The sequence below is a fragment of the Microbacterium sp. B19(2022) genome, assembly GCF_012030385.1.
Lineage (GTDB): Bacteria > Actinomycetota > Actinomycetes > Actinomycetales > Microbacteriaceae > Microbacterium > Microbacterium oxydans_B.
In genome coordinates this window covers 197,059-222,442 of record NZ_JAAUVO010000004.1, presented here as the reverse complement: position 1 = coordinate 222,442, position 25,384 = coordinate 197,059, and the positions used below count along the sequence as shown (strand labels likewise).

At 69.0% G+C, this 25,384-nt stretch carries 23 protein-coding genes; 14 read left to right on the top strand and 9 right to left on the bottom strand.

Translation table 11 applies throughout. The features are described from left to right. Positions 1-28: 28 nt before the first annotated feature. On the bottom strand, positions 29-3,703 hold the full coding sequence (locus tag HCX50_RS05370) for a multifunctional oxoglutarate decarboxylase/oxoglutarate dehydrogenase thiamine pyrophosphate-binding subunit/dihydrolipoyllysine-residue succinyltransferase subunit (protein ID WP_167633246.1): 3,675 nt from the start codon (positions 3,701-3,703) through the stop codon (positions 29-31). A gap of 161 nt (positions 3,704-3,864) precedes the next feature. On the opposite strand from HCX50_RS05370, the gene HCX50_RS05365 reads away from it, so the two are divergent. The 3 genes from HCX50_RS05365 (at position 3,865) to HCX50_RS05355 (ending at position 7,806) form a co-directional block, all read left to right on the top strand. Beyond that, positions 3,865-5,319: a GuaB1 family IMP dehydrogenase-related protein gene (locus tag HCX50_RS05365; protein ID WP_167633245.1), complete on the top strand. Its 1,455-nt coding sequence runs from the start codon at positions 3,865-3,867 to the stop codon at positions 5,317-5,319. A gap of 112 nt (positions 5,320-5,431) precedes the next feature. After that, positions 5,432-6,748, top strand: coding sequence for a hemolysin family protein (locus HCX50_RS05360; protein WP_167633244.1), 1,317 nt, complete (start codon positions 5,432-5,434; stop codon positions 6,746-6,748). Then, entirely contained in the window at positions 6,745-7,806 is a 1,062-nt protein-coding gene (locus HCX50_RS05355) for a hemolysin family protein (RefSeq protein ID WP_167633243.1), read from the top strand. Before HCX50_RS05360 ends, HCX50_RS05355 begins: the two co-directional genes overlap by 4 nt. Positions 7,807-7,872: 66 nt before the next feature. Here HCX50_RS05355 and HCX50_RS05350 read toward each other — a convergent pair whose 3' ends face one another. Beyond that, positions 7,873-8,940 carry an oxidoreductase gene (locus HCX50_RS05350; protein WP_167633242.1) on the bottom strand — a complete coding sequence of 356 codons (1,068 nt, stop codon included), beginning with the start codon at positions 8,938-8,940 and terminating at the stop codon, positions 7,873-7,875. 56 nt (positions 8,941-8,996) lie between these two features. Here HCX50_RS05350 and HCX50_RS05345 point away from each other — a divergent pair, with 56 nt between their 5' ends. Genes HCX50_RS05345 through HCX50_RS05320 form a run of 6 tightly spaced genes read left to right on the top strand, consistent with a single transcriptional unit; the run spans position 8,997 to position 13,734 of the window. After that, positions 8,997-9,839 carry an ADP-dependent NAD(P)H-hydrate dehydratase gene (locus tag HCX50_RS05345; protein WP_091033873.1) on the top strand — a complete coding sequence of 281 codons (843 nt, stop codon included), beginning with the start codon at positions 8,997-8,999 and terminating at the stop codon, positions 9,837-9,839. Next, positions 9,836-11,071: a hypothetical protein gene (locus HCX50_RS05340; RefSeq protein WP_167633241.1), complete on the top strand. Its 1,236-nt coding sequence runs from the start codon at positions 9,836-9,838 to the stop codon at positions 11,069-11,071. The genes HCX50_RS05345 and HCX50_RS05340 overlap by 4 nt, the downstream gene beginning before the upstream one ends. 4 nt (positions 11,072-11,075) lie before the next feature. Next, on the top strand, positions 11,076-11,405 hold the full coding sequence (locus HCX50_RS05335) for a thiamine-binding protein (protein ID WP_091033868.1): 330 nt from the start codon (positions 11,076-11,078) through the stop codon (positions 11,403-11,405). Next, positions 11,398-11,874: a GNAT family N-acetyltransferase gene (locus tag HCX50_RS05330; RefSeq protein WP_167633240.1), complete on the top strand. Its 477-nt coding sequence runs from the start codon at positions 11,398-11,400 to the stop codon at positions 11,872-11,874. Before HCX50_RS05335 ends, HCX50_RS05330 begins: the two co-directional genes overlap by 8 nt. Positions 11,875-11,883: 9 nt before the next feature. Next, positions 11,884-13,113, top strand: coding sequence for an MFS transporter (locus HCX50_RS05325; protein ID WP_167633239.1), 1,230 nt, complete (start codon positions 11,884-11,886; stop codon positions 13,111-13,113). A gap of 9 nt (positions 13,114-13,122) precedes the next feature. Continuing rightward, complete coding sequence (locus HCX50_RS05320) at positions 13,123-13,734, top strand: NUDIX domain-containing protein (RefSeq protein ID WP_167633238.1); 612 nt, start codon at positions 13,123-13,125, stop codon at positions 13,732-13,734. 10 nt (positions 13,735-13,744) lie between these two features. Here HCX50_RS05320 and metX read toward each other — a convergent pair whose 3' ends face one another. The 3 genes from metX to HCX50_RS05305 form a co-directional block, all read right to left on the bottom strand. Continuing rightward, positions 13,745-14,950 (bottom strand): homoserine O-acetyltransferase MetX, encoded by a 1,206-nt coding sequence (metX, locus tag HCX50_RS05315; RefSeq protein ID WP_167633237.1) that lies wholly within the window; start codon positions 14,948-14,950, stop codon positions 13,745-13,747. A 98-nt stretch (positions 14,951-15,048) separates the two neighbouring features. Further along, positions 15,049-15,981: an endonuclease/exonuclease/phosphatase family protein gene (locus tag HCX50_RS05310; RefSeq protein ID WP_091033854.1), complete on the bottom strand. Its 933-nt coding sequence runs from the start codon at positions 15,979-15,981 to the stop codon at positions 15,049-15,051. A gap of 131 nt (positions 15,982-16,112) precedes the next feature. Further along, positions 16,113-17,435, bottom strand: coding sequence for a bifunctional o-acetylhomoserine/o-acetylserine sulfhydrylase (locus HCX50_RS05305; protein ID WP_029261929.1), 1,323 nt, complete (start codon positions 17,433-17,435; stop codon positions 16,113-16,115). Positions 17,436-17,699: 264 nt separating this feature from the next. Here HCX50_RS05305 and HCX50_RS05300 point away from each other — a divergent pair, with 264 nt between their 5' ends. From HCX50_RS05300 to HCX50_RS05280, 5 genes are all read left to right on the top strand, one after another. Beyond that, on the top strand, positions 17,700-18,317 hold the full coding sequence (locus tag HCX50_RS05300) for a hypothetical protein (RefSeq protein WP_167633236.1): 618 nt from the start codon (positions 17,700-17,702) through the stop codon (positions 18,315-18,317). Positions 18,318-18,379: 62 nt separating this feature from the next. Continuing rightward, positions 18,380-19,162: an SDR family oxidoreductase gene (locus tag HCX50_RS05295; protein ID WP_205828797.1), complete on the top strand. Its 783-nt coding sequence runs from the start codon at positions 18,380-18,382 to the stop codon at positions 19,160-19,162. A gap of 2 nt (positions 19,163-19,164) precedes the next feature. After that, a complete protein-coding gene (locus tag HCX50_RS05290; protein ID WP_167633235.1) occupies positions 19,165-19,884 on the top strand; it encodes a uracil-DNA glycosylase in 720 nt (239 codons plus the stop codon). A gap of 166 nt (positions 19,885-20,050) precedes the next feature. Continuing rightward, positions 20,051-20,719: a hypothetical protein gene (locus HCX50_RS05285; RefSeq protein ID WP_167633234.1), complete on the top strand. Its 669-nt coding sequence runs from the start codon at positions 20,051-20,053 to the stop codon at positions 20,717-20,719. 619 nt (positions 20,720-21,338) lie between these two features. Next, positions 21,339-21,950 (top strand): GNAT family N-acetyltransferase, encoded by a 612-nt coding sequence (locus HCX50_RS05280; protein WP_167633233.1) that lies wholly within the window; start codon positions 21,339-21,341, stop codon positions 21,948-21,950. Positions 21,951-21,973: 23 nt separating this feature from the next. Here the strand turns inward: HCX50_RS05280 and HCX50_RS05275 are convergent, their stop codons facing one another. Genes HCX50_RS05275 through HCX50_RS05260 form a run of 4 tightly spaced genes read right to left on the bottom strand, consistent with a single transcriptional unit; the run spans position 21,974 to position 25,384 of the window. Then, on the bottom strand, positions 21,974-22,783 hold the full coding sequence (locus HCX50_RS05275) for an ABC transporter ATP-binding protein (protein WP_205828796.1): 810 nt from the start codon (positions 22,781-22,783) through the stop codon (positions 21,974-21,976). Beyond that, positions 22,780-23,571, bottom strand: a complete 792-nt coding sequence (locus tag HCX50_RS05270; RefSeq protein ID WP_167633232.1) for an ATP-binding cassette domain-containing protein — start codon at positions 23,569-23,571, stop codon at positions 22,780-22,782. Before HCX50_RS05270 ends, HCX50_RS05275 begins: the two co-directional genes overlap by 4 nt. Then, on the bottom strand, positions 23,568-24,437 hold the full coding sequence (locus HCX50_RS05265; protein ID WP_167633231.1) for an ABC transporter permease: 870 nt from the start codon (positions 24,435-24,437) through the stop codon (positions 23,568-23,570). Before HCX50_RS05265 ends, HCX50_RS05270 begins: the two co-directional genes overlap by 4 nt. Then, complete coding sequence (locus HCX50_RS05260; protein ID WP_167633230.1) at positions 24,434-25,384, bottom strand: ABC transporter permease subunit; 951 nt, start codon at positions 25,382-25,384, stop codon at positions 24,434-24,436. Before HCX50_RS05260 ends, HCX50_RS05265 begins: the two co-directional genes overlap by 4 nt.

Sequence of the window (25,384 nt, the reverse complement as noted above, 5' to 3'; positions counted from 1 at the left end):
GGTCGGGGCGCCCTTTCTCATCGATGGATCAGCCGAGTGTGACGGCCGAACGGATCAGTGCGGCCTGCTCGGCGGCATGCACCTTGGACGATCCCGTCGCAGGCGACGCGGATGCCGTGCGGGCGACGGGGCGGAAGGACCGGTCTCCGGGGACGTCGGCGAAGGCGAGCGCGAGGAACGGCCATGCGCCCTGGTTCTCCGGCTCCTCCTGCACCCACACCAGCTCGGCGTTCGGGTAGGAGTCGGTGATGGCCTTGAGCTCGTCGATCGGCGTCGGGTAGAGCTGCTCGAGCCGGACGAGGGCGACCTCGGGGTTCGGGTTCTTGTCGAGTTCGGCGCGCAGATCCCAGTGCACCTTGCCCGAGTGCACGAGGACGCGCTTCACAGCGGAGCGGTCGAGACCGCGGTCGTCATCGATCACCGGCTCGAACCGGCCCTGGGTGAAGGCCTCGACCGGGCTCGTCGCGCCGCGCAGACGCAGCATCGCCTTAGGCGTGAAGACGATGAGCGGCTTGCGAGGACGGGCATAGGCCTGGCGGCGCAGCAGGTGGAAGTACGACGCTGGGGTCGACGGACGCGAGACGATCATGTTCTCCTGCGCGCACATCTGCAGGAAGCGCTCGATGCGCGCCGACGAGTGGTCAGGTCCCTGGCCCTCGTAGCCGTGGGGGAGGAGCAGCGTCACGCTGGACTGCTGTCCCCACTTCTGCTCGGCCGCCGAGATGTACTCGTCGATGACGGACTGGGCGCCGTTGACGAAGTCGCCGAACTGCGCCTCCCAGAGCACGAGTGCCTCGGGAGCTTCGACCGAGTAGCCGTATTCGAACCCGAGGGCGGCGTACTCGCTGAGGAGCGAGTCGTAGACGAAGAAGCGGCCCTGCGCATCGGACAGATTCGACAGCGGCAGCCATTCCTGGCCGTTCGCACGGTCGTGCAGAGTGGCGTGTCGCTGGACGAACGTGCCACGACGGGCATCCTGTCCGGCGAGACGCACCGGGGTGCCCTCGACCAGAAGCGAGCCGAATGCGAGAAGCTCGCCGAAGCCCCAGTCGATACCGCCGCTGCGGCTCATGTCGAGGCGCTTCTCCAGCAGCTGCTGGATCTTCGGGTGCACCGTGAAGCCCTCGGGCTTGTTCACGAACGCGTCGCCGATGAGCTGGATGACCTCACCCGGCACGCCCGTGACCTCGGGCGCTCCGACCTGGTCTTCCACCGGAGGCAGCTCCGGCGCGATCGGCGTCGCCCCGGTCTCTGCCGCGTGGGTCTCGGCGAAGGCGATCTCGAGACGGTTCTGGAAGTCCGCCTTGGCCTCGTCGTACTCCTGCTCCGTGATGTCGCCACGGCCGACGAGCGACTCGGTGTACAGGCGGCGGACAGACCGCTTCGCCTGGATCAGGTCGGTCATCAGCGGCTGCGTCATCGAGGGGTCGTCCCCCTCGTTGTGACCGCGTCGGCGGTAGCACACGAGGTCGATCACGACGTCGCGGTGGAAGCGCTCGCGGTACTCGAACGCGAGCTGCGCGACGTGGATGACGGCCTCGGGGTCGTCGCCGTTCACATGGAACACCGGTGCCTGGATGGTCTTCGCCACGTCGGTGGAGTACACCGAGGTGCGTCCGTCGTTCGGGGTCGTCGTGAAGCCGACCTGGTTGTTCACCACGACGTGGATCGTGCCGCCGGTGCGGTAGCCGCGCAGCTGCGACATCTGCAGCGTCTCGACGACGACGCCCTGGCCGGCGAAGGCCGCGTCGCCGTGGACGAGGATCGGCAGCCAGGCGAACGTGCCGATCGGCTTGCGGTCCTGCTTGGCGCGGACGATGCCTTCCAGCACGCCGTCGACCGTCTCGAGGTGTGACGGGTTCGCCGCGAGGTAGACCGGCAGCTCGGACTTGTCGTCGGCGACGAAGGTGCCCTCGGTGCCGAGGTGGTACTTCACGTCGCCCGAGCCACGCTGGTTGCCGGGGGTCTGGGTGCCCTCGAACTCGCGGAACACCTGGCCGTACGTCTTGCCGGCGATGTTCGTCAGCACGTTGAGGCGGCCGCGGTGGGCCATGCCGATCGCCGCACCCTCGAGTCCGGAAGTCGCTGCGCCCTGGAGGATCTCGTCGAGCAGCGGGATCAGCGACTCGCCGCCCTCGAGCGAGAAGCGCTTCTGGCCGACGAACTTCGTCTGCAGGAAGGTCTCGAACGCCTCGGCCTCGTTCAGCTTGCGGAGGACCCGCAGCTGCTCGTCGTGGCCGGGCTTCTGGTACTTGACCTCGACCTTCTCCTGGAACCAGCGGCGTTGCTCCGGATCCTGGATGTGCATGTACTCGATGCCGAGCGTGCGGCAGTACGAGTCGCGGAGCACACCGAGGATGTCGCGGAGCTTGGCGATGCGCCGACCGCCGAACCCGCCGGTGACGAACTCGCGGTCCAGGTCCCAGAAGGTGAGCCCGTGGCTCTCGATCTCGAGGTCGGGGTGTGAGCGCTGCTGGTACTCGAGCGGGTCGATGTCGGCCATCAGGTGGCCGCGCACGCGGAAGGAGTTGATGAGCTCCTGCACTCGGGACTGCTTGTCGACGCGCTCGGCGAGGTCGACCGCGATGTCGGGGTTCCAGCGGATGGGGGCGTACGGGATGCGGAGCGCCGCGAAGATGTCGTCGTAGAAGCCGCGCTGGCCGATGAGCAGCTCATGCACCTTCTTGAGGAACTCGCCCGAGCCTGCACCCTGGATGACACGGTGGTCGTAGGTGCTGGTGAGCGTGATCGTCTTGCCGATCGCCAGTTCGTTGAGCGTCTTGTCGCTCGCGCCCTGGAACTCGGCGGGGTACTCGAGGGCTCCGGCACCGATGATGCAGCCCTGGCCCTTCATCAGCCGCGGCACGGAGTGCACGGTGCCGATGCCGCCGGGGTTGGTGAGGGACACGGTGGTGCCCTGGAAGTCAGCGGCGGTGAGCTTGTTGCCGCGGGCGCGGGTGACCAGGTCTTCGTACGCGCTGAGGTACTCGGTGAACGACAGCGTGTCGGCGCGCTTGATGCTGGGCACCATGAGAGCGCGCGTGCCGTCGGGCTTGGGCAGGTCGATGGCGATGCCGAGGTTGACGTGCGCAGGGGCGACCACCGAGGGCTTGCCGTCGATCTCGGCGTAGAACACGTTCTGGCTGCGGAACTCGTCGAGCGTGCGGATGAGCGCCCACCCGATGAGGTGGGTGAAGCTGATCTTGCCGCCGCGGGTGCGCGCCATGTGGTTGTTGATGACGATGCGGTTGTCGATCATCAGCTTCGCGGGCACGGTGCGCACGCTGGTCGCGGTCGGGACGGTCAGCGACTCGTCCATGTTCGCGGCGAGGGTCTTCGGCAGGCCGCGCAGCGGAGTGACCTTGTCCTCCTCGACGGGCTCGACGGCCTCCTTCGACTCGGGCTTGGGCGCGGGCTTGGGTGCCTGTGCCGGGATCGGCGCGGCGGCCGCGGGCTTCGCGGTCGTGCGGGCGACCGGCTGCGAGCCGATCACGGGGATCGGGGCGGTCACCGGATGTGCCGACGTGTCCGCAGCGGCGGGTGCCGATGAGGAGGTATCCGAGTGGTACTTCTCGAGGATCGGCCACCACTCCTTGTCGACGGAGTCGCGGTTCACTTTGAACTGCTCGTAGAGCTCTTCGACGAGCCAGGAATTGGCTCCGAACCCCCCGTCGCCGTTGACGCCGGTCACCTGGTTCGACACTCTCGATCGCCCTCTTTCATCGCTGAAGCTCTCTGGTGCGGACGTCGACGCAGGATGCGTTCGGATCCGCACACTCTCGACCAACAAGCCTAACGTGTTTCGCTCGGGGAATCGTCGGAAGCCACGCGCCCACACGGCTGCGATCTGGGTACCGTGGAGACATGGAGTTCTCTGGAGCGCAGCCGACCGTCGACCTGACCTACTCGGACGTCTTCCTGGTGCCGCGGAGATCCGGGGTCACCAGCCGTCTCCAGGTCGATCTGGCACCGCTGGACGGCACCCCGGCGACTCTTCCGATCGTCGCCTCGAACATGAACTCCGTGACCGGCCCCAGAATCGCGGCGGTGCTCGCCCGCCGAGGCGCGCTCGGCGTGCTTCCCCAGGATCTGCCGCTGCAGGATCTCGATTCCGCGATCCGTGACGTGAAAGCCCAGCCGGTCCTCTGGGACACCCCGATCGTGCTCCCGCCCGAGGCATCCGTCTCGGACGCGCTCCGCCTGCTCCCGGCCGCTGTCGGTCACGGGATCGTGGTCGCGCAGGGCGCCGCGCCGATCGAGGTCGGACGGATCCTCGGCGTGCTCCCGGCCACAAGACTCGCCACCGCGCTGCCGGATGCCCAGCTCGGAGATCTCGTTCACCGCGGGACACCGTCGATCGACGCGGACGACATCGGTTCGGAGCGGCACGCCTTCGACGTCATCACGGACGCCGACGTCGAGATGGTGACGGTGGTCCACCACGGACATCTCGTGGGCACCCTGAGCGCGCGCAGTGCACTGCGCTCCACCCTGTACCGTCCGGCGGTCGATGCCGACGGAAGACTGGCTGTGGCCGCGGCCGTCGGCATCAACGGCGATGTCGCGGCGAAGGCCAAGGCGCTCGCCGGAGCAGGCGTCGACGTGCTGGTCGTCGACACGGCGCACGGCCATCAGGAGGGCATGCTGCGCGCTCTGCGTGCGGTCGCCGAGCTCGACCTCGGACTGCCCATCGTCGCCGGCAACATCGTCACCGCCGACGGCGTCGCCGATCTGGTCGACGCGGGCGCGACGATCCTCAAGGTGGGCGTGGGACCCGGGGCGATGTGCACCACACGAATGATGACCGCGGTCGGACGCCCCCAGTTCTCCGCCGTGCTCGAGACCGCCCGGGCCGCCAAGGAGCTCGGCGCCCATGTCTGGGCCGACGGCGGCGTGCGGTACCCCCGCGACGTGGCACTCGCGCTCGCGGCCGGCGCGGCATCCGTCATGGTCGGCTCGTGGTTCGCCGGCACGATCGAGGCGCCGGGGGAGCTGCAGCGCGACAGCGACGGTCGCTTGTTCAAGGAATCCTGGGGCATGGCGTCGACCAAGGCGGTGCAGGCGCGCTTCGGCAGACTCGACGCCTACGAGCGGGCTCGCAAGGAGCTCTTCGCCGAGGGCATCTCCTCGTCCAAGATCTATCTCGACCCGCTGCGGCCCGGCGTGGAGGATCTGCTGGACATGATCACCTCGGGCGTGCGCTCGTCGTTCACCTATGCCGGCGCCTCGTCCGTGCCGGAGTTCCACGATCGCGCGCTGGTCGGACTCCAGTCGGCAGCCGGGTACGAAGAGGGCAAGGCGCTGCCCGTCAGTTGGTGATCGCGAGCGCGAGCACAGTCGTCTTCTGTACAATCGTCCGCATAATGGACGACCCTCCCAGTTGCAGAACATCGCCCCACTGTCCGCCTCTCTCGCAGGAGAGGAACCGCTGATGGACTACATCATGTTGGGCGTGGGGCTCCTTCTCACGGTCGGCACCGGCCTCTTCGTCGCCAGCGAGTTCGCGTTGGTTAACCTCGACCGCGCCGAGCTCGAAGCGCGACAGGCCAGAGGTGAATCCCGGCTCTCGCTCACGATCGGCGCCCTCCGGCACACGTCCACGCATCTCTCCGCAGCACAGCTCGGAATCACGCTGACGACGCTGCTCACCGGTTACACGATGGAGCCGGCGCTGTCGAACCTGCTGCGTCCGACGCTTGTCGCCTGGAGCATCCCGGAGGCGGCGGTCGCGCCCATCGCGACGATCGTGGCGATGCTCGTGGCCACCGTGCTGTCGATGATCCTCGGCGAACTCGTGCCGAAGAACTTCGCGCTCGCCCTGCCGCTGGCGACGGCGAAGCTCGTCATCCCCTTCCAGGTCGCCTTCACGACCGTCTTCAAACCGGCCGTGGTCGTGCTCAACGGCAGCGCCAACGGCGTGTTGCGGAGCATGGGGATCGAGCCGAAGGAAGAGCTCTCCGGCGCCCGCAGCGCGGAGGAGCTCTCCTCGCTCGTGCGACGCTCCGCCAGTGCGGGACTGCTGGAGGCCGACACCGCGACGCTGCTCGACCGCACCCTGATGTTCTCCCGGCTGACCGCCGCCGACGTGATGACCGCACGGCCGAGCATGCACGCGATCGCCGCCGGTGACTCGGTGGACGACGTCATCCAACTCGCGCGGCGCACCGGGCACAGCCGCTTCCCGGTCTACGACGACGATCTCGACGACATCACCGGCGTCGTGCACCTCAAGGCAGCCATCTCGGTGCCGCGTGATCGCCGGACCGAGGTCCCGGTCGGTGCTCTGGCGACCGAGCCGCTGCGCGTGCCCGAGACCGTGCACGTGGACGCCCTGATCTCCGAGCTCCGTGCTCGCGGGTACCAGCTCGCCGTCGTCGTCGACGAGTACGGCGGGACGGCGGGGCTCGTCACGCTCGAAGACCTCGTCGAGGAGCTGGTCGGCGAGGTCGCCGACGAGCACGACCGCACCAGGGCCGGAGTCATCCGCAACCGGGAGGGCGTGACCTTCCCCGGCGAGCTGCGGCCCGATGAGCTGCGCCGTCGTGCCGGCGTGGAGGTGCCGGAGGGCGACGTCTACGACACGGTCGGCGGCTACGTCATGAGCGTGCTCGAGCGTGTGCCCTCGGTCGGCGACGAGGTGCCGCTCGACAGCGGCATCCTCCAGGTCGTCCGCATGGACGGCCGGCGCGTCGATCGCGTCCGCTACGTTCCGAGTCCGCTCGACGGGGGAGAGGAGACCACCCGATGAACGATTGGGGAGGACTCGCCTGGCTCGTCGTGCTTCTGATCGCCAACGCCTTCTTCGTCGGCGGGGAGTTCGCGGTGATCTCGGCTCGGCGGTCGCAGATCGAGCCACGCGCAGACCAGGGCTCGCGTGCGGCGAAGACGGCCCTGTACGCGATGGAGCACGCGACTCTGATGCTCGCGACCTCGCAGCTCGGCATCACGATCTGCTCGCTCCTGATCCTGAACGTCTCGGAACCCGCGATCCACCACCTGCTCGCCGTGCCGCTGCATGCGCTCGGCTGGCCGGACGGTGCCGTCGACGCGGTCTCGTTCGCGATCGCGCTGCTGATCGTCTCGTTCCTGCACGTCGTGTTCGGCGAGATGGTGCCGAAGAACCTCGCGTTCTCGGTGCCGGATCGTGCCGTGCTGATCCTGGCTCCGCCGCTGGTGTGGGTGTCGAAGGTCTTCATGCCGGTGATCTGGGTGCTCAACGCCGCCGCCAACGGTGTGCTGCGCCTCTTCCGGGTGGAGCCGAAGAACGAGGCGGCCTCCACGTTCACGCTCGACGAGGTCGCGACCATCGTGAGCCAGTCGCGACGTGAGGGCCTGCTGATGGACACCGCGGGAACGGTCGCCGCCGCGGTCGAGTTCACCGACAAGAAGGCACGGGACGTCGCCGTGCCTCTGGGCGATCTGGTGACCCTGCCGCAGTCGACCACGCCGGACGACATCGAGAAGGCCGTCTCACGCTACGGGTTCTCCCGCTACGTGATCGTCGACGACGAAGCCGTACCGATCGGGTATGTCCACCTGAAGGACATCCTGCGTGCATCCGAAGGGCCGGACGCCGAGACGAAGATGATCCAGCCGGTCCCTGCCAAGCGCATCCACCACATGGTGCCGGTGCAGGAGGACACGGATCTGGAGGATGCCCTCGCGGTGATGCGCCGCGCGGGCCGCCACCTCGCGAAGGTGCGCGACGCGCAGGGGCACACCACCGCCGTGCTGTTCCTGGAGGACATCCTGGAGGAGCTGGTCGGCGAGGTGCAGGACGCGACGCGTCGCTTCCGCGGACGCTGATCCGGACTGACGCACGAAGGCCGCCGACCCGGGAGGATCGGCGGCCTTCGTCGCGTGTGCGCCTGCTCAGCGCCAGCGTGCGCGTTCGTACTGCGGGGGCCAGGCGACCTCCGCACCGAGCTCGTGGGCGGCGCGGAGGGCGAAGTGCGGGTCACGCAACCACTCCCGGCCCGCGAAGATCACATCCGCCGCGCCGTCGGCGAGCACCTGCTCCGCCTGGGCCGACGCGGTGATGAGCCCGACCGCGGACACCGGGATGCGCCCGCCCTGGCGCACCGTCTCAGCGAGCGGCACCTGATACCCGGGGAACACTTCGATGCTCTGATGCGCCACGAGGCCGCCGCTGGAGACGTCGATCAGGTCGGCCCCGTGCTGCGACGCCCAGTCGCCGACGATCGTCGCCTCTTCCGGGGTGAAGCCCCCGTCCGCATGGTCGGTGGCCGAGATGCGTACGAGCAGCGGCACCTCGGTGCCGGCGGTGGCACGAACGGCGTCGACCACGCGGAGCAGCAGCCGGGCGCGATTCTCGAGCGAGCCCCCGTACTCGTCCTCGCGCAGGTTCGACAGCGGCGAAAGGAACTGGTGCAGGAGGTAGCCGTGCGCCCCGTGGATCTCGATGACGTCGAAGCCGGCGTCGAGCGCGCGGCGCGTGGCGGACGCGAAGGCCTCGACCACACGGTCTATGCCCGCCGGGTCGAGTGACACCGGTTCCTCGAAGCCGTCGAACGCGACGGCCGAGGGCGCGGTGGTCGTCCAGCCGCCGTCCTCCTGCGGGACGGAGCCGCGCAGAGGAGCCCAGGGCCACCAGGTCGAGGCCTTCCGACCCGCGTGCGCGAGCTGGATGCCGGCGTGCGCTCCGCGGTCGTGGATGGCCTGGACGATCGGCGCGAGCGCGTCGCGCTGGTCGTCGTTCCAGAGGCCGAGGTCACGAGGGGAGATCCGCCCCTCGGGGACGACCGAGGTGGCCTCGGCGACGATCAGCCCGGCGCCGCCCGAGGCGAACTGGGCGAGGTGGGCGTGGTGCCACTCCTGAGCGACGCCGTCGACGGCGCTGTACATGCACATGGGCGAGACCCAGAGGCGATTGCGGAACGTGACGGATCGGATGCTCAGTGGGGAGAAGAGAAGACTCACCGTTCGACGCTACCCCCGCGGGCGTGCGTCTCGGGCCGTCGCACTAACGTGGAGTCATGATCGAGGTGCGGGAGTGGTCACGCAGCGATACGGCGCGCCTGTTCCGTGCGCCCACGGCGGAGGACGACAAGTACGCCCGCGGGGTCGTGGCGCTGCGTACCGGATCTCCCGCATACCCCGGCGCCGCGGTGCTCGGAGTCGAGGCGGCGTGGCGGTCCGGAGCGGGGTTCGTGCGGTACGTGGGCGCGGAACGGGTGGCGGACGCCGTCCTGGCTCGGCGACCCGAGACCGTCGTAGGAGCGGACATCGGCAGTTCGCGCGTCGGAGCCTGGGTGATCGGCTCCGGCACGGATCCGATGCACCGCACGGACGCGGAGAGCGTCGCGCTCCGTGAGATCCTCGCCGGTGCGGTCCCCGTGGTCATCGATGCGGGTGCCCTGGACCTCGCGCCGGGAGCGCGGGCGCCGTTCCTCGTCACCCCGCACGCACGGGAGTTCACCCGGTTGCAGGAGCGCCTCCGCGTGCAGCCCCACGACGACGAAGACGACGAGCGGGCGGATGCGGCGCGGCAGGTGGCCGCGAAGATCGGTGGCACCGTGCTGCTCAAGGGAGCGCGGACGTTGGTCGCCGACCCCGACGGAGCCGTCATCGCCGTCGAAGCGGGAACGGGGTGGCTGGCGACGGCCGGCACCGGAGACGTGCTCGCCGGCGTGCTCGGAGCGGTGTCGGCCGCGAACCCCGGAGCGACGCTCGCCGAGGTCGCCGCCGCCGGGGCCTGGCTGCATGGTCATGCCGCGCGGATCGCGGCCGGGACGCTCGCCGGCGGCCCGGGGCACCCGATCGTGGCGATGGACGTGGCGGAGGCGCTGCCGCAGGCGATCCAGGACGTCCTGGGGTGAGCCGCGACTCGACGACGAGGGCGCTCGTCCTGTGGGGCGCGTTCCTCCTCGTCCACCTGCTCACCGCTCTGCTCGGGTGGGTGTATCCGAGCCAGCCCATGGGTGATGTCGTTCTCGTGTACGAGCCGTGGGCGTCGGCGGCTCTCGGCGGTGGACCGATCGTCGGCATCACCGAGACGTGGGTCTACCCCCAGCTCGCGTTGGTGCCCATGCTGCTCGCCGCCGGACTCGCCGCGCCTCTGGTTCCCGTGCTCGGCGTCTCGAGCGCCTACCTCGTCGGCTGGGCCGTGCTGGTCATCGTCCTCGATGCGATCGCCTTCGGTGTACTCATCGGGCGATCGCCCTCGCACGCGAGGCGGGTCGCTGCCTGGTTCTGGTGTGGAGCCGTCTTGCTACTCGGTCCGATCGCGCTGTACCGGATCGACGCGATCACCGTGCCCCTCGCCGTGATGGGCGGACTCTGGCTCGTCGCGCGACCGATGATCGCCGCCGCCCTGTTGACGGCTGGCGCCTGGATCAAGATCTGGCCCGGCGCCCTCGTCGTGGCTGCGGTCGTCGCGGTCCGCGCGCGGTGGCGCGTGCTGCTCGCCGCGATCATCGTCACGGGCGGCGTCGTGTTGCTGCTGGTGCTGTTCGGCGCCGACACGGAGATCCTCGGGTTCCTGACCGAGCAGACCGGGCGCGGGCTGCAGATCGAGGCGGTGGCGGCGACGCCGTTCCTCTGGCTCGCTGTCGCGGGTGCGGCACGCGTCGAGTACAGCTTCGAGATCCTCACCTTTCAGGTGACGGCGCCGGGAGTGGATGCCATCGCCGCGGCCCTCACTCCGCTGATGATGATCTGCGTGCTGGTGGTCGCGGCGATCGGCGCGGTGAAGGCGATGCGCGGTGCCGCCTTCCCCCGGCTGTTTCCTCCGCTCGCCCTCACGCTCGTGACGCTGCTCATCGTCACCAACAAGGTCGGCTCGCCCCAATTCCAGACCTGGCTCATCGCGCCGGTGATCCTGTGGATCGTGCTCGATCGCGCCAGATCGCGCACACCCGCGGTCATCGTGCTCGCGCTCTGCCTGCTCACCTGTCTCGTGTATCCGCTCGGCTACGACGCCCTGCTGCGCGCCGAGGCGCTTCCCGTCGCGGTGCTCACCGTGCGGAACCTCCTTCTCATCGTCCTGCTCGTCCTCGGCATCCGCGCTCTCCTGCGCGTGCCCGTCCGTCATCCGAAACTCCAGGAGTGAACCCATGCTGATCGCCTTCTCCGTCGCCCCGAGCGGCACACCCGCCGAAGGAACCGAGCGAACCGATGCCTCCGTGCACGACGCGGTGGCCGCGGCTGTGCGCGTGGTGCGCGAGTCGGGGCTGCCGCATCGCACGACGAGCATGTTCACCGAGATCGAGGGTCCCGACTGGGACACGGTGATGGACGTCGTCAAGCGTGCCACCGAGGCGGTCATGCCGTTCGGGTCGCGGGTGTCGCTCGTGCTCAAGGCCGACATCCGCCCCGGGTACTCGGGCGAGCTCGACGCGAAGATCGAGCGCCTCGAGGCAGCGATCGAGGAGTCGGATGACTGATCGGCGCGCTCCTGCCGAGGTCCGGACACGTCCGGCTGTCGACGATGACGCCGAGTGGATCGCCGAGCTGCGGGCGATCGTGCTCCGGTCTGATCTGACGCGGCTCGGTCGCTATGACGATGCGCGGGTGCGGCAGCGATTCCGGGACGCGTTCGCGCCGACGGAGACGCACATCATTGTCGTGGACGGACAGGACGTCGGCTCCGTCGCGCTCCGTGACGAAGGCGGGTCGCGCTGGCTGGAGCACTTCTACATCGCTCCTTCGCACCAGGGGCGCGGCGTCGGAGGACGCATCCTGACGATGCTGCTGGACGACGACGTGCTCCATCGGCTCAACGTGCTCCAGGGCAGCCCTGCCCGGGCGCTCTATGAACGCCACGGGTTCGTTCTCGAGCGGCAGGACGAGGTCGACGTCTTCATGTTGCGTGAGCGGACGAGCACGGACGGCGTGGCGTCGGACGGCCGCTAGGCTGTACCGGTGAATCCCTCGACTGAATCGAGGGGTGCGGCGAAGTGGGCGCTCCTCTCTCTCGCCATCGGCAGCTTCGGCATCGGCATGACCGAGTTCGTGGTCATGGGTCTGCTGCCCAACATCGCCGCCGACCTGCTGCCCTCGCTCTGGGCCACCAGCCAGGAAGACGCGCTGAGCCAGGCCGGTTGGCTGATCTCGCTGTACGCGCTGGGCGTGGTGGTCGGTGCGCCGACCATCGCCGGATTCGTCGCGCGCTTCCCGCGGCACCGGGTCATGATCGTGCTGGCCCTCGCGCTGACGGTCTTCAACGCGCTCACAGTCATCTTGCCCACGTTCGAACTGGTCGCCGCCTCCCGGTTCCTGGCAGGGCTCCCGCATGGCGCGTACTTCGGCATCGGCGCCCTGGTCGCGGCCGACGTCATGGGTCCGGGGAACCGTGCCAAGGGCGTGGCATTCATCCTCACGGGACTGACGGTCGCCAACGTGGTCGGCGTGCCGCTCGGCACGTTCCTCGGACAGGTGTGGGGATGGCGCGCGGCGTTCGCCGTCGTCGCGATCGTGTTCGCGTTGGCGACGGTCTTCATCGCGGTGTTCGTGCCGCAGCACCCCGGTGATCCCGGACGCACGATGCGCCAGGAACTCCGGGTCTTCCGCATCCCGCAGGTGTGGTTCACACTCGGCGTCGGTGCGATCGGTTTCGGTGGCTTCTTCGCCGTCTACAGCTACATCGCGCCTCTCGTGACCGAGGTCGCCGGGTCGCCGGACTGGGCGGTGCCCATCGTCCTGGTACTCATGGGCCTCGGCATGACCGCGGGAAACCTCGTCGGCGGCCACCTGGCAGACATCGACCTGCGCCGCACCCTGCTCTACGGACTCGCGGCGCTCGTCGTCGTCCTCGGCCTCCTCGCGGTGCTGGCCTTCTGGATCGTGACGCTGGGGCTGCTGGTCTTCGTGGTCGGGTTCGTGTCGTCGGTGCTGAGCCCGACGATCCAGACGGGTCTGATGGATGTGGCCGAAGACAACCAGTCGATCGCCGCGGCGATGAACCACTCCGCCCTCAACATCGGGAACAGCCTGGGCGCTTTCCTCGGTGGGCTCGTGATCGCGGCAGGCTGGGGCTTCACGGCGCCCGCATGGACCGGTGCCGCGCTCGCCGTGGCGGGATTGCTGATCGCCCTGCTGTCCTACCGCGTGGACGCGCGTCGGCCCGCGGCCAGGGAACGCGTCGCATCGTAGAGTGACGGGGTGATCACGCCCGATTCGTCCTTGCCCGTCGCCGGCACGGTCGTGCTGCTGCGCGCAGCCGACCCCGGCTTCGAAGTGCTGCTGATGCGGCGTCCCGATCGTGGATCATTCGCGGGCGCGTGGGTCTTCCCCGGCGGCAAGGTCGAGCCGGCCGATCGGCGTGACGGTGACGAAGAGGTCGAGGACGCGCGTCGTGCCGCGATCCGAGAGACCTTCGAAGAGGTCGGGGTCGTCGTCGAGGAGCTGGTGGCGTTCTCCCAGTGGCATCCGCCGGTCGAGGCGCCCACGCGCATCCGCACCTGGTTCTTCCTCGCTGAGGCGCCGTCCACCGATCCCTCACCGTCCGAAGACGAGGTGGCCGAGATCGCCTGGGTCCGGCCGGCCGAGGCTCTGGCGCGGCACGGTGCCGGGGAGTGGATGCTGTACCCGCCGACCTGGATCACGCTGCATCAGCTGTCGGCCTTCACCGACGTTCCATCCGCGTTGGCGTCCGGCGGCGCCGTGCAACTGTTCCAGACCCGTGTTCTGGGTTCGGGCGCCGCGCAGGCGTTCGCGTGGGAGCAGGGGCGTCTCGAGGCGGGCGAACTGCCGTGGCGGTTCTTCCCGGGCTGAGCGACGCGGATCAGCTCTCGAGCAGCCGCCGCAGGTTCGCGCCGACGATCTCGGTCTCGATGAGGAAGCCGTCGTGCCCGAAGTCGCTGGAGACCACCACGGCCTCCCCGTCGATCACGTTCCGGATGCTGCGGGCGATGCGCTGCTGTCCGTCGACGGGGAACAGTCGGTCGCTGTCGATGCCGAGGACGAGCGTGGTGGCTGTGACGGCGTGCAGCGCCTCTTCGACACCGCCGCGCCCGCGCCCGACATCGTGCGAGTTCATGGCCTCGACGAGCGTGATGTAGCTGTTCGCGTCGAAGCGACGGGTGAACTTGTTGCCGTGGAAATCGAGGTACGACTCCACGGCGAAACGTCCGCCGTGACCGAGAGGTGAGACATCCGACTGCCACGACCGCTGGAAGCGCTGGTTCAGCTCGATCGGGCTGCGGTAGTTCAGCAGAGCCATCCGCCGTGCCAGCGCGAGTCCGCGGTGCGGGCCGTCACCGTCTCCGAGGTCGTAGTACTCGCCGCCCTGGAACCGCGGGTCCATCCGGATAGTCTCCAGCTGCACGGTGTTCAGCGCGATCTGGTCGGCCGTCGTCACCGGGGGAGAGGAGAGCACAGCCAGCCGTTGTACGCGCTCGGGATGCGTCACCGCCCACTCCAGGGCATGCATGCCGCCCATGGATCCGCCGATGACCGCGGCAAAGCTGTCGATGCCCAGCGCATCGGCGAGCCGCACCTGCGCCGCCACCTGGTCGCGGATCGTCAGGTAGGGGAAGCGCGACGCCCATTCGTAGCCGTCGGGGGCGACGCTTGCCGGTCCGGTCGATCCCTGGCAGCCGCCCAACATGTTCGGAGCGATCACGAACCAGCGGTCGGTGTCGAGCGGCGCACCGGGGCCGGTGATGTCTTCCCACCACCCCACGGTCGGATGGCCGGAGCCTGCAGGACCCCGCACATGGCTGTCGCCCGTGAGCGCATGCAGCACGAGGATCGCGTTGTCGCGAGCGGCATTCAGTTCGCCCCACGACTCGTAGGCGATGCGGATGCCCGGCAGCTCGCGGCCGCTCTCGGTCGAGAAGGCGCCGAACGCCGCGAACCGCCTACCGCCGACCGGGTCGCCGTCGCGCCACGCGCCCGTCGCCGGTGGGCGGGCACGGAGCAGCCGCACGTCGGCCTCCGTCACGGGCGCCGACGGCACCGTGTCCTCGGAGGTCGTCTGCCAGTCCATCCCTCCATTGTCGCCTGGTCGAGCACCCGGCGGCGGCAGGTTACGACCCGGTGTCGTGTCGCCGTGCGTGCGACGGCCCGGACGACGGGGCGGTCGACTCAGCGGACGCGGGTCATCGTGGCGAGATGGTCGCTGTTCCCGGTGCGCAGCGTGCTCGAGGCGACGACATCGAGTCCGCGGACGAACACCTGGTCGATCCGGACGAGCGGGAATGCGGCGGGCCAGGTGAACCCGAGCGTTCCGTCGGTCGGCCGTGCCCACTCGGCTTCCGCTCGCAGCGCGGCCAGGCTCGGGTCCGTCGAGGGTGCGTTGAAGTCCCCGACGACGACAAGTGCGGTGGCTGCGTCGGAGGCGACCTGCTCGGCGATGCCGTTGAGCATCGTGTCGCGGTCCTGTTGCTGTCCGGGGCGCACGGAGGCGGCGTGCAGCACGTAGACGGCGACCGGTCCCGCGGGGCTCTGCACCTCGACGCGGAGCGCGCGCTTCCAGCTGAGCCCGAGCGTGAGCGGTTCGGCGCTCGCCAGCGGGTATCGACTCCACAGTGCCACCGTGCCGACCGTGTAGGAGTGCGGGTACGCGTCGGCGAGCACCTCGCTCGCGGCGGAGAGGCTGTCGCCGTCGAGTTCGGTGAGGGCGATCACATCCGCTTCGCTCTGCGCGAGCTCTGTGGCGGAGGCGGCAGCGCTGCCGGAGTGCGCGCGCACGTTCTGGCTGGCGATCGTGAGTTCACTCTCCGCACTGGCCGATGCCGGGAGGCCGGGGAACGCCGGGGCCATCGCGAGGAACCAGAGGAGCGTGGGCACCAGGAGGAGGACGATCACGCGCCGCGCGAGGAAGAGCGCGATGACGACGAGTGCGAGGAGGACGAGTCCGAGCCAGGGGAGGACGGCGGCGACGGCGGTGCCGATCACGCCAGGAACCCATCCGCACACGAGCAGGATCAGCACGGTGATGCCGGCGATCGCGAGACAGCGGGCATGGCGCGTCGTGGTGCGTCGGGCGAGCGGTGGTCGGTGTTCGACGTCGATCATGCTCTCCTCACAGCGGGGATCCCATTCTCGACGGAGCCGCCTGTGGGTCGGCCGGGTGGTGCCCGCGCCCGCGAACGCGAGGATGCCCCGGACCGCGTGGTCCGAGGCATCCTCGTGGTGCGTGAGGAACGTCAGGCGCGAGCGGCCTCCGACACGGCGCGTGCTGCGGCGAGAGCCTGGTCGAGGTCGGCCTTCAGGTCGTCGATGTTCTCGATGCCCACGGAGAGGCGGACGAGGCCCGGGGTGACACCCGCGGTGAGCTGCTGCTCGGGGGTGAGCTGCGCGTGCGTGGTCGACGCGGGGTGGATGACGAGCGAGCGCACGTCGCCGATGTTGGCGAGGTGGCTGAACAGCGACAGGCTGTTCACGAACTCGCGGCCGGCCTCGACACCGCCCTTGAGCTCGAACGACAGCACCGCGCCGACGCCCTTGGGAGCGTACTCGTTCGCCTTGGCATACCACGGCGAGGAGGGAAGGCCCGAGTAGTTGACGGTCGCGACGTCGTCACGGCTGTCGAGCCACTCGGCGATCTCCTGCGCGTTCTGCACGTGACGCTCGATGCGCAGCGACAGGGTCTCGATACCCTGGATGAGGTTCCACGCGCTCTGCGGCGCGATGGCCGAGCCGAGGTCGCGCAGCAGCTGCACGCGGGCCTTGATGATGTAGGCGAGCGGGTCGCCGACGGCAGCGGTGTAGCTGGCGCCGTGGTACGAGGGGTCCGGAACCGTGAGGCCCGGGAACTTGTCGACGTTCTTCGACCACTCGAACGTTCCGCCGTCGACGATGGCGCCGCCGATGGTGGTGCCGTGTCCGCCGAGGAACTTGGTGACCGAGTGCACGACGATGTCGGCGCCGAACTCGAACGGACGGATCAGGTACGGGGTGGCGATCGTGTTGTCGACGATCAGCGGGACGCCGGACTCGTGTGCGATGTCGGCGACGGCGCGGATGTCGAGGATGTTGATCTGCGGGTTGCCGATGGTCTCCGCGAAGAACAGCTTCGTGTTCGGGCGCACCGCGCGGCGCCATTCCTCGGCGTCATCCTGGTTCTCGACGAAGGTGACCTCGATGCCGAGCTTGGCGAGGGTGTACTTGAAGAGGTTGTAGGTGCCGCCGTAGATCGAGCTCGAGGCGACGAAGTGGTCGCCGGCCTGAGCGATGTTGAGGATCGCGAAGGTCGAGGCTGCCTGGCCGCTGGCGAGCACGAGTGCGCCGGTGCCGCCTTCGAGCGCGGCGAGACGCTGCTCGAGCACGTCCTGCGTCGGGTTCTGGATGCGGGTGTAGATGTTGCCGAACTCCGCCAGGGCGAAGAGGTTGGCCGCATGGTCCGCGCTGTCGAACACGTACGACGTGGTCTGGTAGATCGGCGTGGCGCGGGCCTTCGTGACCGGGTCGGGGGCGGCGCCGGAGTGGATCTGCTTGGTCTCGAAGCGCCAGGACTCGGGTGCGGACATGATTTCCCCCAGGAGTGGTCGGAAGGTCGGATGGCGGATGCCGTTGCAGCGAGAGTACGGAACATCGGCCCGTGTCAACAACAACCGGGAAATGTGACGTAACACGGCGGAGGCCCGGAATCACGCGGGAGAGGAGGCATCGCCGGGTGAGTAGACGGGTGAGGCAGCGGGTGAGAGACGGGTTCCGATCTGCGTTCGGCGTCAGTACCGTGTGGCACACACAAGCGCGGTGATGTGCGCCGCAACGCGGAGGGAGTCGTCCCGATGGTCAGTCATGAGGGACCGAACACGGCAGGTGGCGAGAGCGCCCGTGACGGATCGACGCCGGGGGTCGGGCGACGGACGGTCCTGACGGGTGCCGCGTGGTCGCTCCCGATCGTCGCGGTCGCCGTGGCGACCCCGGCTGCTGCCGCATCGGGCGGTGCGCTCGGACGCTTCGTCATCGAGTCCATGCTGGGCGGCACCTGGGTGGATACGCAGTACTACGGGGCGTCGATCCAGCTCCGCAATGACGACACCCAGGCGACGACGCTGCCTGTGGAGGACGTCACGAGCGGCACAGTCACGGTCACGTTCGCTCGGGCGGATGTCGGTGACGTCGTGCCGGCCGTCATCGCCAATGCGGGCGGGACGAGCCCGACCGTCGGCGGCCTCCCTGTCACGGACCCCACGTGGACCGCCGGTGGCGCCACGGCGAACGGCGACGGCACGGTCACGTACACGCTCGTCTACGCCGGCAGCCTCGCCGGACAGGGCGTCACGAACGTCAGCTTCGGCATCCTCGGGCCGACGCCGCTCAACTCAGGCATCAGCGTCACCGTGACCTCCACCGGCAGCCCGACCGACGGCTTCGTGAGCAGCCGCACCGTGACTCTGTTCTGAGGGTTCCGCGACAGCCCCGTGCGGGACTCCGCAATCTCAGCGGAACATCGTACGGTGGAGGCATGGTGAACAGACGTGCAGTGGTGACAGGTGCGAGTTCGGGAATCGGCGCGGCGACGGTGCGCGCACTCCGGGCACGAGGATGGGATGTCGTCGGTGTCGCCCGACGCGAGGACCGTCTGTCCGCGCTCGCCGCGGAGACCGGGGCTTCGGCCATCGCGTGCGACCTGACGGACCCGGCAGCCGTCGACGCGCTGGTCTCGGAACTCGAAGCGTCGGGACCGGTGCACGCGCTCGTGCAGGTGGCCGGTGGTGCCCGGGGGACCGACCGCATCGAGGATGCCTCGGTCGCGGACTGGCAGTGGATGTTCGACGCCAACGTGCTGGCGACGCAGCGACTCGTGGCGGGACTGCTCCCGCTGCTGCGTCGGGCCGCTGCGGCAGACGGCTACGCCGACACGCTCTTCGTGACCTCGACCGCCGCGCAGTCGGCGTATGCGGGAGGCGCCGGGTACAACGCCGCAAAGGCCGCTGAGGGCATGCTCGTGAAGGTCCTCCGCCAGGAGCTCAACGGCGAGCCGATCCGCGTCGTCGAGGTCGCGCCCGGCATGGTCCACACCGAGGAGTTCACGCTGAACCGTCTCGGGGGTGACGCCGTGGCCGCCGAAGCCGTGTACTCGGGCGTCGAAGCGCCTCTTCTCGCCGAAGACGTCGCCGACGTGATCGCGTATGCGCTGGAGTCGCCGGGACACGTCAACCTCGACCTGATCACGATGCGCCCGGTCGCGCAGTCGGCGCAGCACCTGCTCGCGCGCGGTCCTTTGCGCGTGCGCTCCATCGACTGACGATGGCGCAGTCTCTCGCCGAGCTCGCCGCGGACGGGCAGATCGACGCGGGGTGGGCGGAGGCACTCGCTCCCGTTCAGGACACCATCACCGAGCTTGGCGAGCGACTCCGCGCCGAGCAGGAGGCGGGGCACGGGTACCTTCCGTCGGGGGAGAACGTGCTCCGCGCGTTCCAGCGGCCGTTGGCCGACGTGCGGGTGCTGATCACCGGACAGGACCCCTATCCGACGCCCGGCCACCCGATCGGTCTGTCTTTCGCGGTGGACCGCGATGTGCGCCCGCTGCCGCGCAGCCTCTCCAACATCTACAGGGAGCGGGAGAGCGATCTCGGCATCCCGCCGGCGCCCCACGGCGATCTCACTGCGTGGAGCGATCAGGGCGTGCTCCTGCTCAACCGCGTGCTCACCGTGCGGCCCGGTGCCGCCGCCTCGCACCGCGGCTGGGGGTGGGAGAAGGTCACCGAGCTCGCGATCCGGACGCTCGTCGCCCGCGATCAGCCGCTCGTCGCCGTGCTGTGGGGCAAGGACGCCGCGAACCTGCAGCCGATGCTGGGTTCGACGCCGATCATCGCCTCCGCTCACCCGTCTCCGCTGTCCGCCAGCCGCGGCTTCTTCGGTTCCCGCCCGTTCTCCCGTGTGAACGACCTCCTCGTGGAGCAGAGTGCCGACGCGATCGACTGGCGGGTGGGGGGCGAGCCTGCGGAGCACGACCGTTTGATCTAGGCGCTCCCTTCCTGGGGGAGTGTCGGTCGCGCTGAGCGCGTCAGGGACGAACGGTGTGTCAGCGTCGTGGCAGTATCCGAGTCCTCTCGGGCACACCCTGGTGACCGGTGACGGGGCTGGCCACGGGGCACTGCAGCTTTACGAACCGTTCGGTCAGCCGTTGGATATGACCACGTTCGCGATCGGCACGATCGCCGCCAATGCCGCCGGGCAGAACGATGGCGCGAGCGGATGGCATCAGGGCGCCCGGAAGCCGGTTGAAGCGGAATCAACTGTCCTGATGATCGAGATGGGGGCGAGGCTCTATGTGCCGGCCCTCGGTCGATTCCTTCAGGTCGACCCAGTCGAGGGCGGCGTCGACAACGACTACGTCTGGCCGACAGATCCCATCGGCAAGAGTGACACGAGTGGAAATTCGTGGTGGCAGGATGCGGCAAAGTGGCTCACGGATGGGCCAGTGTCGACACTGTGTATGTTCTCGTTTGCTGTCACCGGCGCGATCTGCGGAGTAGTCATGGCCGGCGCATACGCCGCTCAGGGGAAATGGCTCGACGCGGGAATCCAGGCGGCATCAGCCGCAACAGGTGGCCCGGCAGGTAAAGCGGTGGTTGCGGTGAGAGCGATGGTGAAGGTCAAGAAGGTCATGAGGAGCACGCCTGGCAATCACACACGTGTCAACCTCCGGCCGTACGATCGCAGGACGCGCTTTATGAGTTATGGTGCAGAGAATGTTGCGGGAAATGCACTGGACAGGACGCTGAAGCCCAGACCTGTCAGCAAGCCGATGGCTCCATCCTTTCGAGCGGGGAGATTCGTTGTATCCGCGGTCTTCTAGGTCGTTACGCAACCAGGGTCTCGCCGAAAGAGCGAGGAGACTCGGGCCGGCCACGTTCTTCTTCGGGGTCGTTCCGCTGCTACTGCTGATCAATGCCAGCGCTTCGATTCCGCCCGTCGGCATCGTTGCCCTGGCCTGCTTGGTGCTGGTCTGCTGTTGGTGTTGGGTTCGGCTGCCATTCACGGGAATTCGCATAGATGGAGATCTCCTCGTCGCAACCTCTTGGTGGCGGACGCGCACCTACGTCAAGGGTGAGATCGTTCGTTTTCGCGAGGAGTCGTATACGGGATACTTGTTCATCGCGGGCTGGACTGTTTCCGGGGGACAGCTGGAGAGTGGTCGCGTGGCTGCCGAACTGCGGAATGGCGACACCGTTCGGTTGCACGGAAGCGTCTGCAATCGGCGCACAGCGCGACGTACGTCGGAAGCACTGAATCGGTGGATCGGGGCTGAGTCGGGGGCGGGTACCGGCCCGCGGAGATCATCCAGAGCCCGTCGCGACGGCCAGGATGGTGACACTCTCCGATAGGTTCCGGGCGGCGACCGCGCCTCCAGGCTCATCCCCGACACCGGGCACCGCGCCTACCGGACGAGATGATGACGCGAATAAGCTGGGCGCATGCAGTTCGAACCGGGGGACCGTCGCCGCGTCCTCCCGCGCCACCTCCGCCCCGAGGTCGCCCCCCAGGTCTTCTCGTACACGATCCGTGCGGTGCGTCCGGCGGACCTGCCTCACGTCCGCGAGATCTACAACCATTTCGTGAGCAACTCGGCGGTGACGCTCGACGAGCGGCGCAGCAGCATCCCGTACTGGCGCGACAAGTACGCGCTGCTCACGCGGCTGGAGCTGCCGTTCCTCGTCGCGGTCTCGCCGGCCGGCGTAGTGATCGGCTACGCGCTCGCGCAGCCCTGGGCCGGCAAGAACGCCTACAAGTACACCGTCGAGGACTCGATCTACCTCGGTCCGGGCGCGGGCGGGAAGGGACTCGGCGCGGCCCTGCTCCAGGCGCTCATCGATGCCTGCGAGCAGATCGGTCTGCGCGAGATGGTCGCGGTGATCAGCGACAGCGGGGCGGAGGCATCGATCCGGCTGCACGAGAAGCTGGGGTTCGTCGAAGCCGGTCGCATGGGGCGGGTCGGCTACAAGTTCGGCCGCGACCTCGGCACCGTCTACATGCGGCGCGTGCTCAAGCCCACCGGACGCCGGCGGAGGCTCTTCGGTTCGCGCTGACGACCCGACGAATCCGCGGCAGCTCAGTCGCGGGAGGGGCGAGGAGGAGCGCCCGGGATCACCGGGATCGCCGCGAGCAGCGTCTTCGTGTAGTCCTCCGTGGGGTGCAGCAGCACATCTTGCGTGGAACCCCGCTCGACGATGTGGCCGTCCTTCATCACGACGACCGCGTCGCACAGGTTCTGCACCACGCCGATGTCGTGCGACACCAGCAGCAGGGTGAGATCGGTCGTGCGGCGGAGCTCGATCAGTAGCTCGAGGATCTGTGTGCGCACCGTCACGTCGAGGGCGGAGAGCGGCTCGTCGCCGACGAGGATTCGGGGGCGATGCACGATCGCCCGCGCGAGCGCGATCCGCTGTCGCTGGCCGCCCGAGAACTCGTGCGGATAGCGGTCGCCCATCTCGGGCTCGAGCCCGACCTGGGCGAGCACCTCGCGTACTCGCGCCCGGTGATCCCCCTCGATGCCGAGGGCCCACAGCGGCTCTCGCACGATCTGGCCGGCCGTCATGCGCGGGTCGAGCGACGCATACGGATCCTGGAAGACGAGTCCGGTCTCGCGCCGCAGCCAGTGCAGCGACTTCGCGGATGCCGTGGCGTCGACGGGGCGTCCGTCCATCGACACGGTCCCGGACGTGGGGCGGTCGAGACCGAGGATCAGTCGGACCAGCGTGGACTTTCCCGACCCTGACTCGCCGATGATCCCCACGGATGAACCCTCGACGACATCGAGGTCGGTCTCTGCCAGCGCCGTCTGCGTGCGCGTGCGCTCGAATGCGGTTCGCTTCGGGACGACGAAGTCGCGGCGGAGCCCCCGTGCTTCGATCAGGCTCATGCGGCACCACCGTTCGGGCGCCAGAGAGTCGCCGTGGCATCGCGCAGCAGGCCCTGGGTGACCGGTGAGGCAGGAGTCGACAGCAGGGTCGAGACCGGGGCCGCTTCGACGACGCGTCCGTGCTCGAGCACCACGCCCTCGGTTGCGACCTGCGCGAGCACGGCGAGGTCGTGCGTGATGAACACGAGCGACATCCCCTCATCGGCGACGAGAGCGAGCAGCAGGGAGAGGATCTCGGCCTGGATCGTGACGTCGAGCGCTGTTGTCGGCTCGTCGGCGATGAGCAGTCGGGGCCGACAGGCGAGTGCCATGGCGATCGCGACGCGCTGCCGCTGCCCGCCCGAGAGCTGGTGCGGGTACCGGTCCACGATCGTCTCGGGATCGGGGAGCCGTACGCGTGCCGCTTCCGCGATCGCGCGTTCCCGGGCTTCCCGACGACCGAGTCCCTCGTGGATGCGGATGGACTCCGCGATCTGTCGGCCCACCGTCCGGATGGGGTTGAGCGCCGTGCGGGGCTCCTGGAACACGATGCCGATGTCGTCACCGCGAAGCTTTGCCAGTTCCCGGTCCGGCATCCCGATCAGCTCGGTGCCGTTCCAGCGGATGCTGCCGCTCGCCGTCGCGCCGTCGGGGAGCAACCCGAGGACAGCGAGGGCGGTGAGCGACTTGCCCGACCCCGATTCGCCGATCAGTCCGAGTCGTGCGCCGTCGGGGACCTCGAACGCGATCCCGTCGACGACGCGACGCCCGTCGATCTCGATCACCAGATCCTGCACGGACAGGCTCATGCGACAACTCCCGGTGTGTGGACCTCGGCGGCGCGATGCCGCAGGGTCGGATCCGTCGCCTCGCGCAGTCCGTCGCCGAGGAGGTTGAGTGCGAGCACGGTGATCGTGATCGCGAGCCCCGGCCAGATCACCGACAGCGGATGCACGCCGATGTAGCGCTGGAGATCGGCGAGCAGGAGCCCCCAGCTCGGCTCGACCACCGACGCGCCGAATCCGAGGTACGACAGGCCGGCCTCGGCGAGCACGGCGACGGCCATGGACCAGGAGAGCTGCACGATGAAGACCGGGGCGACGTTCGGAAGCAGGTGCCGCACGAGGCTCTGCGTCGGCGTGAGACCTGCGGCGCGGGCGGCGAGCACGAAGTCGCTCTGCTGCACCCGGCGCAGCTCGGGTCGGGTGACGCGGGCGATGTTCACGCCGAAGCCGATCCCCACGGACCAGATCACGACCCAGAGCGACCCGCCCCAGACCGACGAGATCATCATGGCGATCAGCAGCACGGGGAAGGCGATCAGGATGTCGACGAGCACCGCGACGGTCTCACGCATCCAGCGAGCGGTGAGGGCGCCGAGGGCGGCCAGGGCGATGCCGACGAGCGTGGCCACGATTCCCGCGCCGACGCTGACGAAGACCGTCGTGCGCGCGCCCGCCATCAGCAGGCTCAGGATGTCGCGGCCGGTGTCGTCGGTGCCGAGCAGGTGCGGCCAGCTCGGGGGCAGCCATCGATCGCCGATGTCCGACGCCTGCGGGTCGAACGGGGTCCAGAAGAGCGCCACGATCGCCGTGAGAGCGATCACGGCGACGACGATGATGCCGAAGCACCCCGTCGGCGTACCCCAGAGTCGGCCGAGCCAGCGCGGCGTCATGCGGCCTCCCGCTGTCGAGGATCGATGACGCGGTGCAGGAGGTCGACGACGAAGCCCACGATCAGCACGAAGCCGGTGAGGACGAGCAGTTCGCTCTGCACCTTGATGAGGTCGCGGGTGCCGACATCGGCCACCAGCATCCGTCCGATGCCGGGGAGGGTGAACAGCTGCTCGATGATGACGGATCCGACGATGATCCCGGCGACCTGGAGGCCGAGCACCGTGATGATCGAGAGCCCCACGGCCGGGATCCCGTGCTGGATGAGCGCGCGCGTGCGGGTCAGCCCTTTCGCCGCGGCTGTCCGGACGAAGTCCTGTCCGGCGGCCTGCAGGGTCGCGCTGCGCACGAAGCGCATGAGCATGGCTCCCTCGACCACGCCGATCGTCAGCGCGGGGAGCAGCAGCGACTCGATCGCGCGCCCGGGCGTGGACCAGCCGGTGCGGGGGAATCCCTGCGGCGGCAGCCAGCCGAGCCAGACCGAGAAGACGACGATGAGCATCATGCCGGCCCAAACGACGGGCACGGCGGCCAGCGTCTGAGCGCCGACGCTGAGGGCGGTGCCGGCGCGTCGGCCGCGCAGGAGGGCGGCGAGGATTCCGAACGGCACGGCGATGAGCACGGCGATGAGCAGCGACATGATGCCGAGAGGCACGGTGACCTGGGCCTTGAGCAGCAGTTCTTCTCCGACCGAGGCACCCGAGAGCAGCGAGGTGCCGAGGTCGCCCCGGAAGATGCCGCCGATCCAGTCCGTGTACTGCGCGAGCAGCGGCTGGTTCAGGCCGAGCGATTCACGGAGCGCCTCGACCTCGGTGGGGGAGGCCTGGGTGCCGGCGATCAGCTGGGCCACGTCTCCCGGGAAGACCCGCAGGGTCAGGAAGATCAGCACGCTCGATACGAGGAGCCCTGCGATGAGCAGGGCTCCTCGTACGAGCGCATAGCGGATCAC

Excerpts from the sequence above, each read along its gene's own strand:
- HCX50_RS05365 (WP_167633245.1), top strand. The coding sequence starts at position 3,865 with ATGGAGTTCTCTGGAGCGCAGCCGACCGTCGACCTGACCTACTCGGAC.
- HCX50_RS05360 (WP_167633244.1), top strand. The coding sequence starts at position 5,432 with ATGGACTACATCATGTTGGGCGTGGGGCTCCTTCTCACGGTCGGCACC.
- HCX50_RS05355 (WP_167633243.1), top strand. The coding sequence starts at position 6,745 with ATGAACGATTGGGGAGGACTCGCCTGGCTCGTCGTGCTTCTGATCGCC.
- HCX50_RS05345 (WP_091033873.1), top strand. The coding sequence starts at position 8,997 with ATGATCGAGGTGCGGGAGTGGTCACGCAGCGATACGGCGCGCCTGTTC.
- HCX50_RS05335 (WP_091033868.1), top strand. The coding sequence starts at position 11,076 with ATGCTGATCGCCTTCTCCGTCGCCCCGAGCGGCACACCCGCCGAAGGA.
- HCX50_RS05330 (WP_167633240.1), top strand. The coding sequence starts at position 11,398 with ATGACTGATCGGCGCGCTCCTGCCGAGGTCCGGACACGTCCGGCTGTC.
- metX (WP_167633237.1), bottom strand. The coding sequence starts at position 14,950 with ATGGACTGGCAGACGACCTCCGAGGACACGGTGCCGTCGGCGCCCGTG.
- HCX50_RS05310 (WP_091033854.1), bottom strand. The coding sequence starts at position 15,981 with ATGATCGACGTCGAACACCGACCACCGCTCGCCCGACGCACCACGACG.
- HCX50_RS05305 (WP_029261929.1), bottom strand. The coding sequence starts at position 17,435 with ATGTCCGCACCCGAGTCCTGGCGCTTCGAGACCAAGCAGATCCACTCC.
- HCX50_RS05300 (WP_167633236.1), top strand. The coding sequence starts at position 17,700 with ATGGTCAGTCATGAGGGACCGAACACGGCAGGTGGCGAGAGCGCCCGT.
- HCX50_RS05295 (WP_205828797.1), top strand. The coding sequence starts at position 18,380 with ATGGTGAACAGACGTGCAGTGGTGACAGGTGCGAGTTCGGGAATCGGC.
- HCX50_RS05290 (WP_167633235.1), top strand. The coding sequence starts at position 19,165 with ATGGCGCAGTCTCTCGCCGAGCTCGCCGCGGACGGGCAGATCGACGCG.
- HCX50_RS05285 (WP_167633234.1), top strand. The coding sequence starts at position 20,051 with ATGACCACGTTCGCGATCGGCACGATCGCCGCCAATGCCGCCGGGCAG.
- HCX50_RS05280 (WP_167633233.1), top strand. The coding sequence starts at position 21,339 with ATGCAGTTCGAACCGGGGGACCGTCGCCGCGTCCTCCCGCGCCACCTC.
- HCX50_RS05275 (WP_205828796.1), bottom strand. The coding sequence starts at position 22,783 with ATGAGCCTGATCGAAGCACGGGGGCTCCGCCGCGACTTCGTCGTCCCG.
- HCX50_RS05270 (WP_167633232.1), bottom strand. The coding sequence starts at position 23,571 with ATGAGCCTGTCCGTGCAGGATCTGGTGATCGAGATCGACGGGCGTCGC.
- HCX50_RS05265 (WP_167633231.1), bottom strand. The coding sequence starts at position 24,437 with ATGACGCCGCGCTGGCTCGGCCGACTCTGGGGTACGCCGACGGGGTGC.